The sequence below is a fragment of the Xenorhabdus entomophaga genome (genome assembly GCF_037996725.1).
GTDB classification, from domain to species: domain Bacteria; phylum Pseudomonadota; class Gammaproteobacteria; order Enterobacterales; family Enterobacteriaceae; genus Xenorhabdus; species Xenorhabdus khoisanae.
The window spans coordinates 1-13,287 of sequence record NZ_JBBMXH010000064.1; the positions used below are offsets into that span (position 1 = coordinate 1).

Sequence of the window (13,287 nt, forward strand, 5' to 3'; positions counted from 1 at the left end):
ATCTTGCTGTGACATAGCCTTTTGTTCCTTTATTTCTCTATTTTTGACGACTTAAAGTTATAAAGGAGCGGCTATGTCATTTCAACTCATCATAAAAGTCGAGCATCGCGTGATACTTTCGTTATAAATAATGCAAAAGGAATTCCAATCCCTAGAAACCAAGATACGGAAGTGAAGATTTTAGAGGCTATATCACGTAAATTTAATGATACTGGAGTGGGTGGTACTATTAACTTACATTCAAGGTATCCAATTTGCGATTCATGTCGCGGAGTTTTTGAGCAATTTAGTAGAGCATATCAAAACATCATAATAAATGTAACTTCAGGTAGAGGAGATACAGTTTGGACTTATCACGGAGGGGTGAGAATATATTAATATGAAGGTTGAATGGTGACGAATGGCTGATAATCATTTGCTTAAGCTTATATTTTGTATGAATAGTTTTTAAATATGTGTTCTAATATTTATTGAGTTAATAGTGGAAATGGATGTAAAATATGAGTAACTGTATGTTTTTAAAGGAACTTAATGACCTTATCAATGACATAAGAGTTAATGGGATGCGTGTGCAAGGGTGTGATGAACCTCAACTTGTTGAGCTTGAGAAAAAATATGGTTCATTACCTGAGTGCTATAAACTTTTTCTATCTCTTATGGGAGTTGAAGCTGGGGACTTTATAATAGGAACTTCAATTTTATTTAATGAAATAGATGATGTAAATAAAGGAGTTATGGCATTAATGGAGTCTGACAATATTATTCCACCAGAAAATATGTTTGTTTTCCTTTTACACCAAGGATATTCATCTTTATTCTTTGTCGATAGATTTCAAAATGATCCCGTTGTGTATAGTTATACAGAAGGGGAACTGATAAAAGAAACGACATGTACTTTCAGTGACTTTATATTAGGTGAAATTGAATCTTATAAGGAGTATAGGTCGAAATAGCAATTTTGGTTGCCTGTAAGATGTATTCTAATAATAAACCGACTGTTTTTTTATCAAAAAAGGTGCGTAAATGAAAGATATCGAAATTAGAGGGGCACATTTTCATAACCTGAAAAACATTAATCCCTCTATTCCGAAAAACACTTTTATTGTAGCAACCGGAGTCAGTGGATCCGGTAAATCCAGCTTCGCAGTCACTGGATATATTGCTGTTACTTCCCAGGTTACGTCGAAACCTTTTTATCGTTGGCAATCGCTTGAAAAGTGTTTGTTTCTGACAATAGAAAAGTAATTTAAGAAAACTCCCGCCTGATCTGGCGGGAGGGATTTATTACTCGGTCTTATCCCCAAACTCACATAAATCTTCAATAATACAAGACCCACAACGCGGTTTACGGGCAATACAAGTATAACGACCATGCAAGATCAGCCAATGGTGGCAATCCACCTTGAATTCATCGGGTACCACTTTCAATAAATTCTTTTCCACCTCATCCACATTTTTGCCGGGCGCAAACTTAGTCCGGTTACTGACGCGAAAAATATGGGTATCAACGGCAATGGTTGGCCAACCAAAAGCAGTGTTTAACACAACATTAGCCGTTTTTCGGCCAACACCCGGCAGAGCTTCCAACGCCGCGCGATCTTCCGGCACTTCACCCTGATGCTTTTCCAGCAAAAGCCGGCAGGTTTTAATCACGTTTTCCGCTTTGGTGTTATATAACCCGATGGTTTTTATATACTCCTTTAAACCGTCAACACCTAAATCAAGGATCGTTTGTGGCGTATTGGCAACGGGATAAAGTTTTGCCGTCGCTTTATTCACACTGACATCTGTCGCCTGTGCAGACAGTAAAACGGAGATCAGCAATTCAAAAGGGGAATTGAAAACCAACTCGGTAGTCGGGTGTGGATTGTGATCCCGTAAGCGGGTGAGTATCTCAACCCGTTTTTGTTGATTCATATCTGATTGCACCTTCAGCTTCTTGTGATATGGCTTCCACAGCCTTTTTCTACGTTATATTGGCGTTCTTTGTTTTCTGTCCGGCTCTTTATGCGTTCATCAATGATGTATTTTCCTGCCAGCATTAAGCCTAGTCCAATAAATGCACCGGGTGGCAGGATAGCAAGCAGGAAGGGGGAATCCATATGAATAATTTCAATCCGCAATGATTTTGCCCAACTGCCCAGCAGCAAATCCGCGCCATCAAACAGTGTGCCATTACCCAGAATTTCACGTATCGCGCCCAGTACGAACAGGGCAAAGGTTGCACCGAACCCCATCGCAAGGCCATCAATCATTGAATGATAGACTGAATTTTTTGATGCGTAGGCTTCCGCACGGCCAATCACAATACAGTTCGTCACAATCAAGGGAATAAAAATCCCCAATGATTCATATAAGCCGAAGGCAAAGGCATTGATAAGCATCTGAACCGCACTAACAACAGAGGCAATGATCATCACATAAATGGGAATACGGATTTCATGGGGAACCCAACGACGCAAAGCGGATACGGCAATGTTGGTGCTTAATAAAACCAGTGTGGTTGCCAATCCCAGCCCCAAAGCATTAGTTGCGGTAGAGGAAACGGCTAACAAGGGGCAAAGCCCTAAAAGTTGTACCAATGCGGAGTTGTTTTTCCATAACCCCTGAATAAATAAGTTTTTGGTTTCACTCATAATTATTCCTCTCCACAGGTTGGAAGCGAAGAAAGTTGTTCAGGAACTGTTTCCAGATAAAGGGCTGTCCGTTTAACAGCATTAACAACGGCACGCGGGGTAATGGTTGCACCGGTAAATTGGTCAAATTCCCCACCGTCTTTTTTAACCGCCCAATTGTGATCGTTTTCTGACATCACTTTTTTGCCAGAGAAGGCATTGATCCAATCGGAAATCCGGGTATCAATTTTATCTCCCAATCCCGGCGTTTCATGGTGTTCAGTCACCCGAACCCCCAATACTTTGCCGGAAAAATTAGCACCGACCAGTAACTGAATCGCCCCTGAATAGCCATCCGGTGCGGTGCTTTCCAGTGCAGCCGCAACAGGAACACCATTTTTACGGGCGAGATAGAGGTGATGAGGCTGGGTATTACCCAGCGCTTTGTCTACTACCAGATAACATTCCTCCTGCATTTTATTGTCATATAAAGCAGGGGGAACAATCTGATCCAGTAATATCTTGTGTTGTAACGCGGCTTGTTCCGCAATCCGGTCTTTTGTCAATGAATAAACAATCGCGGTTAATCCTGTTGTGCAGGCGGCGAAAATGGCAAGGATAATACCGTGACGTCGCATCGTTTCTAACATAGTAGTCTCCTTTTCCCTATTTATGGCCGTAAGCACGAGGTTGTGTGTAATGGTCAATCAGCGGCACGCAGATATTTGCCAGCAATACGGCAAATGCCACGGCATCCGGATAACCGCCATAAACACGAATCACCCAAATCAGTACTCCAATGATGGCACCGTATATCAGGCGGCCTTTTGGCGTTGTTGATGCGCTGACGGGATCTGTTGCAATAAAAAAGGCACCTAACATGGTTGCGCCGGAAAGGAGTTGCAATAAAGGTGGTGAATAGCGAGTCGGATCAATAAGCCAGCTCAGTAATGCACAGACACCTAATGACAAAATAAATGCGGTTGGGATTTGCCAACTGATAACTTTTCGGTTGAGCATAATTAATCCGCCGATCAGATAAGCAATATTGACCCATTGCCAGCCAATACCCGCCAACGTGCCCTGCAATATCGGCTGTTGTAATACTTCATTAATATCGTGAGTCAGTCTGCCGGTTTTAAAACTATCCAGCGGTGTTGCCTGACTCAGTCCATCAATGCCTTGTTGTAGCTGTAGCAGGGTAGAACCATCCGGTGTATGCCCTGTGAAGATAACCATCAGGCTATCCCAAGGGGTTAAGGTGAATGCCTGTAACGATGCTGGTGGCATCCAGCTGGTCATTTGCACAGGAAATGAAATAAGCAGAACGACATAGCCCACCATGGCAGGGTTAAATGGATTTTGCCCAAGCCCGCCATACAAATGTTTGGCAATGATGATGGCAAAAAATGTGCCGAGAACGATCAACCACCAAGGGGCTAAGGGAGGTAAACTCATTCCCAGAAGTAACCCTGTCACTAAGGCAGAATTATCTTTGAGATAAGGCATAACTAACTGTTTTTTTAGCGCAATAGCAGCGGATTCCGCTAATAATGCGGTAATGATTGCTAAGAAGATTTGGAACAATGTGCCATAGCCAAAGAAGTAGATTTGTACAGCAATACCGGGAATGGCAGCTAAAACCACCCAAAACATAATCTGGCTGGTACTTTTTTGATTGTGTGTAAAAGGCGAACTTGCGACTTTTAGCTGGTTATTGTCAGTGTTTACTGGCCTGAATTTCATCGATAAATGTCACTATTCTGTTGGAGCTTCTTGTTTTTCTTGAGCTGCTTTCTTGGCCTTAACGCGAGCAATCGCAGCCGCAACAGCGGCTTTACGTGGTTCGGTTTCTTCCGGTTCAGCGGTAACTACTGGTTTTATATCAGGGGGGTGCTGATTTTGAGCTTCTTTCTTGGCCTTAACACGGGCAATCGCGGCAGCAACAGCAGCTTTACGCGGATCGGTTTCTTCCGGCTCAGCAGTAACGACCGGTTGTGCAGCAGGTTCAGGCTGATTTTGCGCAGCTTTTTTGGCTTTGGCACGGGCAATTGCAGCCACAACAGCGGCTTTACGCGGATCAGTTTCTTCCACTTCCACACTATTTTGTGGGGCAGCGGGTGATGTTGTCACTTCTTCACTTTGGGCTGCTTTTTTCGCTTTTGCTCTGGCTATTGCAGCGGCGAGGGCAGCTTTACGGGGATCATCACTCTCAGTTGATACTGTTGCTTTTGTATCTGTATCTGCGTTTGAAACCGCCTGTTTTTCTGCCTGATGAGCCCGTAATTGCTCTTTTCTGGCTTTACGTGCCGCAATGACCGCTGCATTGTCCGGTAATTGTCCTGCTTGTATTGTGATCGATTCGCCTGCATTGTTCTGCTTTTCTTTCACGCGAGCAAGTGCGGTTTCGATAGCATTTTTATCACTACTGGTTATTTGCACAGCCACTTTCTTATGGCGTTCTTCACGCGCCAATTTCTCTCGCTCCATACGCACTTGTTTGGCTTCGAAACGAATTTTCGCTTCAGCAGAACGGCGTGTTTCTGCATCTATAGCCCGTATTTCCGATTTTTCCTGTCGGTAATATTGGACGAGGGGAATATTGCTTGGGCACACATAAGCACAAGCACCACATTCGATACAGTCGAATAAATGGTGGTTTTTAGCTTTTTCATGTTCTTGCCCACGGCTGAACCAATAGAGTTGTTGCGGCAGTAATCCGGCCGGACATGCTTCAACACATAATCCACAGCGAATGCAAGCCTCTTCAATCTCTTTGGGTTCCATTTCTTGCGCTGAAGGAGCAAGAATACAGTTGCTGATTTTGACGATGGGAACATTCAGATCAGGTAAGGTAAAGCCCATCAATGGCCCACCCATAATGACCATTTGTTCTGTTTTAGGCTTGAATCCAACTTGTTGTAGCAAGAATCGAACCGGTGTGCCGAGGCGTGCCCAGAAGTTACCCGGGGAGGTGACGGCTTCTCCTGTCAGGGTTACGATGCGTTCAATAAGGGGTTCTCCGTTAACGATAGCGCGCTTAATCGCCATCACTGTACCGACGTTTTGCATGAGAACACCGATATCAGAAGAACGCCCACCGGATGGAACTTCTTTACCTGTCAGGATCTTGGTAAGTTGTTTGGCTCCACCCGAAGGATATTTCGTTGGAATTACCCGTACAATAATAGACTTATCACCATTAAGCGCTTTATTCAGAGCATTAATCGCTTCGGGTTTATTATCTTCAATACCGATCAACACCTGTTTTGGATTGAGCAAGTGCATCAGGATGCGAATACCTTCAATAACTTCTTGCGCATGCTCCTGCATCAAACGGTCATCAGCAGTAATATAGGGTTCACACTCTGCGGCATTGATAATCAACGTCTTGAGGTTGTATTTCCCGCCCTTAAGTTTTATTGCCGTCGGGAAGCCGGCACCACCTAAACCCGCAATGCCCGCTTGCTGGATACGCTGTAATAATTCATCGGCATCAAGTTTTGTATAATCAGGAAATTGGATTCGCTCGCACCATTGGTCTTCTCCATCAGAAAGTAACCGGACACACAATTCTTTCAGCCCGGAAGGGTGTGCCGTAACACAAGGTTCGATTGCTGTAATCGTCCCAGAGGTAGAGGCATGGACAGGAACGGTTCGGCCTGTACCGATAGTCAATGGTTGGCCTTTCAGAACCTTATCACCCACCTTAACCAGTAATTCACCTTCCGACCCCAAATGCTGTTGCAGGGGAATGATGAATTCATCCGGCAGTGGAGCGTAGCGTAATGGCGTATGGCTGGATTGCAGTTTCATTTCCGGTGGATGAATGCCACCGTCAAAATCCCATATTTTGTTCTTGTTAAGCCAGTTGAGTAGATTAAACATTGCTTTTAACCTCAACAGGTTTAACAGGAGAGAAGACGGTAGGTTCGGATGTCACAGGAATGTTTTTTACCGGAATGGCGTTTAAATCCCATTTCCAATTTGAGGTGGTCGTTGCTACAGGGATCATAGTAATGCAATCAGTTGGACAAGGTGCGACACACAGGTCGCAGCCCGTACAGAGATCTTCAACAATAGTGTGCATAGCGCGGTTTGCACCAATAATGGCATCAACCGGACATGCCTGAATACATTTGGTGCAGCCTATGCAGTTCTCTTCATCAATAAAAGCGACTTTTCTGGCCGGGTTTTGTACGCTTTCATCGCCATCCAGCGGTTGAGGATCGACACCCAGTAATTCGGATATTTTGATCATCACCTGCTCTCCACCGGGCGCGCATTTGTTGATCATCTCACCGTTATTGGCAACGGCTTCTGCATAAGGCCGACAGCCGGGATAGCTACATTGTCCGCATTGACTCTGTGGTAACAGATTATCGATTTTCTCAACGATCGGATCTTCTTCTACTTTAAAACGACGGGCAGCAAAGCCGAGAATTAAGCCAAAGATTAACCCGAGCATACTCAGTACGCCGATAGCAAGCCATAATGACATCATCAGAATTTCACCAAACCACTAAAGCCCATAAATGCGAGGGACATTAATCCCGCAGTAATAAGCCCTATCGATGAACCACGAAAAGGGGCAGGAATATTGGCAACAGCCAAACGTTCACGAATGGCGGCAAACAGTACCATGACAAGGGAAAAACCCGCTGCGGCACTGAAACCATATACGGCAGACTGAAGAAAACCATGGGATTGGTTGACATTCAGCAGGGCGACACCGAGTACAGCACAATTAGTTGTAATCAGTGGCAGGAAGATCCCTAAGAGACGGTACAGTGTCGGGCTGGTCTTGCGGACGACCAATTCCGTAAATTGAACCACAACCGCAATGACAAGAATGAAACTTAAAGTACGTAAATAAACCAAATCAAGTGGTACAAGAATCAGGGTATTTATCAGCCATGAGCAGATAGAGGCCAATGTCAGAACAAAGGTTGTTGCTAACCCCATACCAATGGCGGTTTCGAGTTTTTTGGATACGCCCATAAAAGGACATAGCCCCAGGAATTTTACTAAAACAAAATTATTGACCAAAACTGTGCCAATGAATAACAAGAGGTATTCAGTCATTGCTATACCTGAAAATAATATGCTGGAAAATATACAGTTTGAATAGAAATTCCTCACCTGACGGTGAGGTAAGTGGGGGCAATAATAACAATCAATTGTGGGGTATGTTATCGATCTTGTGTGAAAGTCATTTTTACGCGATAAGAGCGTTTAATATAAGGAACAAAAACAGCAGCAGCCAGTAATGTCCATAATAGGGAGCGTACTGCCATCTCATCAGTAATGGGGGAGAAAGCAAAAGTTTTTATGGCAATCAGAACAGAAACCATAAGCCAAATAATAAAAATACGCGGAAAGCGTTTTGAGCGAATAAAAAGTAATCTCAAAACCCAAGCAGTAAAACACCACATTATTGCTGAGGTTAATACGGAGATATACCACATAGCGGTAAAGTTACTATCGAATTGATGAATAGCTTCATTTTTATGGATAAACATCATGGCATATAACAATAGAATAAAGCTGGCGGCGATTAATGTCATGATTAAGTAAGCAGCAGGTGCTAATAACCAGCCGCTAATGCGGTAATAATCATTGGATTGATACATAAAGAAATCTTCTCTCCATAATGAGTATTTTGATATAGAAAAAAGATGGTAACACAGATATCAGGATTATTTGCTAACGTATGATAGGGGGTGCTATTTTCTGATGTCTTGTTACTGGTTTGTAGTATTGAACATAGTTATTGGGCGTAGTATTACCATTTTTAGAGGCAGTTATGAGTGATTTTTTAAAAGTTGGTTTGATAGGTTACGGCTATGCAAGCAAGACTTTCCATGCACCATTGATTGCGGGAACACCTAATGTTCAGCTGGTGGCTATCTCAAGTAGCGATGCAGAGAAAGTAAAAAAAGACTGGCCAACGGTGTCAGTGACTTCCTCTCCTGAAACCCTATTCAATGATCCGAATATTGATCTTATTGTTATCCCAACGCCCAACGATACTCACTATCCACTGGCGCAAAAGGCTCTGGCGGCAGGTAAGCATGTTGTCGTTGATAAGCCTTTTACTATTACAGTGGAACAGGCGGAATCCCTGAGAAAACAAGCAGAAGAAGCTAATTTATTGTTATCTGTATTCCATAATCGTCGCTGGGATTCAGGTTTTTTGACAGTGAAGTCACTGATTAAAGAAAATAAATTAGGGGCATTGAAATATTATGAAGCCCATTTTGACCGTTACCGTCCTGCGGTCCGCCAACGCTGGCGTGAAGCTGCCGGTGCAGGAAGTGGTATTTGGTATGATTTAGCCCCGCATTTATTGGATCAGGCTGTCCAACTATTCGGCAAACCAAAAGCGATAACCGTGGATTTAGGCATGATACGTCCGAATGCAGAGACCGCGGATTATTTTCATGCACAGCTCACTTATCCTGATTTAAAAGTTGTGCTACATGCAACCATGCTTGCAGCAACAGAATCGCCTATTTTTACGTTGCACGGTATGGCTGGAAGCTACATCAAGTATGGGTTAGATCCACAAGAAGAACGCTTGAAAGCAGGTGAAAGGCCCCCTAGGGCTGACTGGGGCTATGATGCCCGTGATGGTTCGGTGACGCTGTCACAAGGTGAGGACTTGATTACACAAGTGATCCCCACTTTACCCGGTCATTATGGTGCTTATTATGCCGCTATTCGTGATGCTATTTTGTTTGGTAAGCCTAACCCAGTGACTGCCAGTGAAGCCATTTTGATCATGAAGCTTATTGAAGCAGGTGAAAAATCAGCAAAAGAGCAACGCACAATTCTGATTGATTGATCAAGCCGTGTCCGGTAAGGCAAAGGGAGCTATTTTAATGAACTTGTTGCAGAAATTAAGAATTGATCCTTTTTTAGTGATACTGATTACGGTGGTTATTATTGCATCGTTTTTTCCCTGTGAAGGCGAAGCTAAAAAATGGTTTCAACACTTAACAACGGCCGCTATTGCATTGTTGTTTTTTATGCATGGCGCGAAATTATCCCGCAGTGCGATTTTGGCAGGCATCGGGCACTGGAAACTGCATTTGGTGATTTTTATTAGCACCTTTGTCTTATTCCCGATATTGGGAATGGGGCTGCATTTCATTGTGCCGGAATGGATGTCTCCTACGGTTTATATGGGATTTCTTTATCTTTGTGTTTTACCTGCTACTGTGCAGTCGGCTATTGCCTTTACTTCCGTTGCTGGAGGAAATGTCGCTGCTGCGATCTGTAGTGCCTCCGCTTCAAGTTTATTAGGTGTGTTCTTATCCCCGTTATTGGTTGGTTTTTTAATTCAAACGCATGAAGGAGGTGCTCATACTGATACCTGGCAGGCGATAAAAGATATTATATTGCAGCTGATGGTTCCTTTTATTGTTGGTCACCTGTCACGTCCTCTGATTGCCGGTTGGGTGGAAAAACACAAGAAACTGGTCAATATGACCGACCGCTCCTCCATTTTGCTGGTGGTGTATGTGGCATTCAGTGAAGCGGTAGTGGAAGGTATTTGGCATAAAATTGATGCCTATTCACTTATGATGATTGGCATTGTGTGCTGTGCTTTATTAGCGCTCGTGTTAATGATTAATGTGTACAGTTCGCGTTTGCTCGGTTTCAGCAAAGAAGACGAAATTACCATTGTTTTTTGTGGTTCGAAGAAGAGTCTGGCGAATGGTGTACCGATGGCTAATGTACTATTTCCTGCTTCAATGGTAGGGGTAATGTTATTGCCATTGATGATTTTCCATCAGATCCAACTGATGGTTTGCGCGGTTCTGGCTCAGCGTTATGCACGACGTTCAAAACCCGGCCTATAACTTAAAAAGGCAGATTAATTTCTGCCTTTAGAGTTAACTCATTTTAAATAACGAATTTTGAGAATAACTGGTTTTGATAATAATTAGCGGTATTGCTTAGCGAGTTGCCACTTTCTCTTTTAGGGCTTGCTTTTCTGCTTCGCTAAGGAATGCGGTTGTTAATCCATTAACCTGTGCCTGTCGGATTTGTTTTGGAGACAACCCTGCTGCCGGTGCAGCAATTTCATATTCGTGGCGAATTTCAATACCTTCGACTGCCGGATCATCGGTATTGATTGATGCCAAGATACCGTGTTCAAGGAATTTTTTCAGTGGGTGAGTTGCTGATGAGTTGACTGTGCTGGTTTGCAGGTTTGATGTCAAACAGGATTCAATACCGATTCCGTGTTCAGCCAGATAGTCCATCAAAGCAGGATCAGTGATAGCTTTAACACCGTGCCCAATACGGGTTGCTCCCAATTCACGAATAGCATGCCAGATACTTTCTGCACCCGCCGCTTCTCCGGCATGTACACTGATATTCCAGCCTGCATCACGCGCCTGAATAAAATGTTGTTCAAACAGATGGCCGGGGAAGCCGAGTTCATCACCCGCCAGATCTAATGCTGTGATGTGTCGTTTATGAGCTAAAAGGCCGGCTAATTCCTGAGAACACGCTTTTTCTCCAAATGTTCTGCTCAATATGCCAATCAAACGGATCTGAATATCATGTTGCTGGCTTGCTGAATGAATGCCATCAATGATCGCCTCAACAACACCTTCAACAGGTAATTGGTGCTTCATCGCCATGTAATAAGGAGAGAAGCGCAGTTCAGCATAATCAAGGCCCGCGTTGACGGCATCTTCAACGTTCTCAACGGCGACTCTGCGGCAGGCATCTAAATCAGCCAGAACGGCGACTCCCCAGTCCAGTTTCTGAAGGAAACTAACAAGGTTTGGTTCATTTTCGATGATCTGAACATGAGGACGCAATGCTTCCAGTTCATAAGCAGGAAGGGGGATATTATGCTGACGTGCAAGAGACAAGATGGTTTCAGGGCGAATGTTGCCGTCAAGGTGACGGTGTAAATCGGTCAATGGAAGCCGTGTATCAATCATCTTTTATCCTTTTTATTAAATTTCAGATATACAAAAAAGCCAGTCAATGTGTTGACTGGCAAGAAAATGAAAGCACTATCGATGTATTAGCGATGTCTTAGCAGCGCAGGTTTTTCAATAGTAGGAATTCAGCCTTATCATGCTGATTTTACTCACTATCTGTATCACCATGCGGGTCTTGTTCACCATTGTTATCATCATAGGAGCTGACAAGACCATTATCAAGCAAGAATTGATGCAGGCTGGATTCTTTGTTATTTAATTTAACTTTGTCATTGGCATACTGGAAATTAAGACCAATAACACCGTTTTCATCAGTGAGGACTTTTTTCTTAACCCCTTCTTGAGTAAGCATTTGAACCTGTTGTTCAGCCTTAGCCTCTGCCGCTGCTTTGTCTGCACCGTCTAAGATATCTGCTTGTGTGATAGACTCTACCAACATAGCTTTAGGTACGCTAACGCGTAATGACAGATCTTGGACCAGAGTGCGGATCATCTCTTCCGGCCCCATCAGGAACAACGCGTTCTTCTCTTCAGGAATGTTTTGCAAGGAAAGTTTGAAATCGACAGCGCTTTCACCTTTACTGTTTTTCCAACTGAAAGGAGCAATGCTGAATTGTGGATTTTTGTTCAGAAGTAAGTGTAAGTTATTGAGAACAGCGTAGGACGTCGCATCATAAGATAACTCATCTGATGCCACTAAACTATCGTGATAAGCCTGAGTGAACTTACGTACAGACTTACCATCTAATTTTTCCATGCCCAGAACAAACTTACCTGAGCCGAAATCTATATTTTTAACTTTTACTCCATCAACGCTGTAAGCGATTTTGATGTTCAGGTTGTCTTTGTCTTCTGTCAAATCGGACGTAATTTTGAATCCCTTGAGAGAGGTTTCCTCGGATTCGCCAGAAATCCCATGCATGGCAATTTCGCCAATGCTGTAGTTCTGGTTACCAATATAGATATCGAAATTACCTTTTTTGTTCTCTCCTGACAAATCAATGCTTTTCAGGATAATCGACTCTTTTTGGGTGGGATCACTGAAAGATAATTCATCACTTTTGGCGGAAAATGAAAATGCACTTAAATCACGGTTGGTATCAACACTGATTTTTGCTCCGGAGAATGACAGAACGCGCTTCTCACCATTTTCCCGGTTTTCTGTATGGTTAATAGGGCTTAAGTTCATAATGGAAGAAAGACTTCTTCCATAACTAATGCTGGTATCTAAACTGATTGGCGATTTTCCTTCGGTAAGCTTAAATAGCTCTTTCAGTGTATTGCTTTGTTCCAGTTCAGAATGGATGGATGCCATTTGCGGTGCTAAGTTGAATTTTTTCAGGTTAGCAACAGGAAATGGACCGTGATCGATGGTTGATTTAAAAATAATTTCTTCGTTACTTAACGGAACACCTTTATCGTTTGACTGAATGTTTTTTATGTTCAGGATTAAACGGACATCGGAACTGAAAACACCGCGTTTGAAGTCTTTTGCCTGCAATTCGATACCGCTTTCAGGAAATTCTTTTTTAAGTTCAGTATTTGCCTTTGTGATGAAGCCATCCAAACGTCCTTCAAGCTTTTTACCTGTGTACCATGATGCACCTGTCCATACCGCTCCCAGAGCAACAATAACGCTTACAGCAACTAACGATTTTTTCATGTGGAAATCCCATCCTTTAACGCACATAGTATGGTTGATA

15 protein-coding genes are annotated in these 13,287 nt (G+C 43.2%); 5 read left to right on the forward strand and 10 right to left on the reverse strand.

Annotation, left to right across the window (positions count from 1 at the left end; all coding sequences use genetic code 11):
- Positions 1-147: 147 nt before the first annotated feature.
- The 3 genes from AAC854_RS24325 to AAC854_RS13850 all read left to right on the forward strand — a co-directional run bounded on the left by AAC854_RS24325 (position 148) and on the right by AAC854_RS13850 (position 1,245).
- Positions 148-378: a deaminase domain-containing protein gene (locus AAC854_RS24325; protein WP_422824087.1), complete on the forward strand. Its 231-nt coding sequence runs from the start codon at positions 148-150 to the stop codon at positions 376-378.
- 122 nt (positions 379-500) lie between these two features.
- Entirely contained in the window at positions 501-953 is a 453-nt protein-coding gene (locus AAC854_RS13845) for an SMI1/KNR4 family protein (RefSeq protein WP_340617616.1), read from the forward strand.
- 70 nt (positions 954-1,023) lie between these two features.
- Positions 1,024-1,245 carry a hypothetical protein gene (locus AAC854_RS13850; protein ID WP_340617617.1) on the forward strand — a complete coding sequence of 74 codons (222 nt, stop codon included), beginning with the start codon at positions 1,024-1,026 and terminating at the stop codon, positions 1,243-1,245.
- A gap of 39 nt (positions 1,246-1,284) precedes the next feature.
- Here AAC854_RS13850 and nth read toward each other — a convergent pair whose 3' ends face one another.
- The 8 genes from nth to AAC854_RS13890 form a co-directional block, all read right to left on the reverse strand.
- Positions 1,285-1,917 carry an endonuclease III gene (gene nth / locus AAC854_RS13855; RefSeq protein WP_340617618.1) on the reverse strand — a complete coding sequence of 211 codons (633 nt, stop codon included), beginning with the start codon at positions 1,915-1,917 and terminating at the stop codon, positions 1,285-1,287.
- Positions 1,918-1,931: 14 nt separating this feature from the next.
- On the reverse strand, positions 1,932-2,636 hold the full coding sequence (locus AAC854_RS13860; protein WP_340617619.1) for an electron transport complex subunit E: 705 nt from the start codon (positions 2,634-2,636) through the stop codon (positions 1,932-1,934).
- Between the two features lie 2 nt (positions 2,637-2,638).
- The gene (gene rsxG, locus AAC854_RS13865) at positions 2,639-3,265 is read right to left on the reverse strand and encodes an electron transport complex subunit RsxG (protein ID WP_340617620.1); all 627 of its coding nucleotides are present in this window, start codon (positions 3,263-3,265) and stop codon (positions 2,639-2,641) included.
- A gap of 16 nt (positions 3,266-3,281) precedes the next feature.
- Positions 3,282-4,361 (reverse strand): electron transport complex subunit RsxD, encoded by a 1,080-nt coding sequence (gene rsxD, locus AAC854_RS13870; protein ID WP_340617621.1) that lies wholly within the window; start codon positions 4,359-4,361, stop codon positions 3,282-3,284.
- A 12-nt stretch (positions 4,362-4,373) separates the two neighbouring features.
- Positions 4,374-6,503, reverse strand: a complete 2,130-nt coding sequence (rsxC, locus tag AAC854_RS13875; RefSeq protein ID WP_340617622.1) for an electron transport complex subunit RsxC — start codon at positions 6,501-6,503, stop codon at positions 4,374-4,376.
- Complete coding sequence (gene rsxB, locus AAC854_RS13880) at positions 6,496-7,119, reverse strand: electron transport complex subunit RsxB (RefSeq protein WP_340617623.1); 624 nt, start codon at positions 7,117-7,119, stop codon at positions 6,496-6,498. The genes rsxC and rsxB overlap by 8 nt, the downstream gene beginning before the upstream one ends.
- A complete protein-coding gene (gene rsxA, locus AAC854_RS13885) occupies positions 7,119-7,700 on the reverse strand; it encodes an electron transport complex subunit RsxA (protein ID WP_047962684.1) in 582 nt (193 codons plus the stop codon). Before rsxA ends, rsxB begins: the two co-directional genes overlap by 1 nt.
- Before the next feature lie 107 nt (positions 7,701-7,807).
- Positions 7,808-8,248: a DUF2569 domain-containing protein gene (locus AAC854_RS13890; RefSeq protein WP_340617624.1), complete on the reverse strand. Its 441-nt coding sequence runs from the start codon at positions 8,246-8,248 to the stop codon at positions 7,808-7,810.
- A 173-nt stretch (positions 8,249-8,421) separates the two neighbouring features.
- Here AAC854_RS13890 and AAC854_RS13895 point away from each other — a divergent pair, with 173 nt between their 5' ends.
- Together AAC854_RS13895 and AAC854_RS13900 are read left to right on the forward strand one after the other, a co-directional pair.
- On the forward strand, positions 8,422-9,462 hold the full coding sequence (locus tag AAC854_RS13895; protein ID WP_340617625.1) for an oxidoreductase: 1,041 nt from the start codon (positions 8,422-8,424) through the stop codon (positions 9,460-9,462).
- A 37-nt stretch (positions 9,463-9,499) separates the two neighbouring features.
- Positions 9,500-10,483, forward strand: coding sequence for a bile acid:sodium symporter family protein (locus AAC854_RS13900; protein WP_340617626.1), 984 nt, complete (start codon positions 9,500-9,502; stop codon positions 10,481-10,483).
- 96 nt (positions 10,484-10,579) lie between these two features.
- On the opposite strand, the gene add is transcribed toward AAC854_RS13900, so the two are convergent.
- Together add and AAC854_RS13910 are read right to left on the reverse strand one after the other, a co-directional pair.
- Positions 10,580-11,581, reverse strand: a complete 1,002-nt coding sequence (add, locus tag AAC854_RS13905) for an adenosine deaminase (RefSeq protein ID WP_340617627.1) — start codon at positions 11,579-11,581, stop codon at positions 10,580-10,582.
- A 148-nt stretch (positions 11,582-11,729) separates the two neighbouring features.
- Complete coding sequence (locus tag AAC854_RS13910; RefSeq protein ID WP_340617628.1) at positions 11,730-13,247, reverse strand: YdgA family protein; 1,518 nt, start codon at positions 13,245-13,247, stop codon at positions 11,730-11,732.
- Positions 13,248-13,287 lie beyond the last annotated feature (40 nt).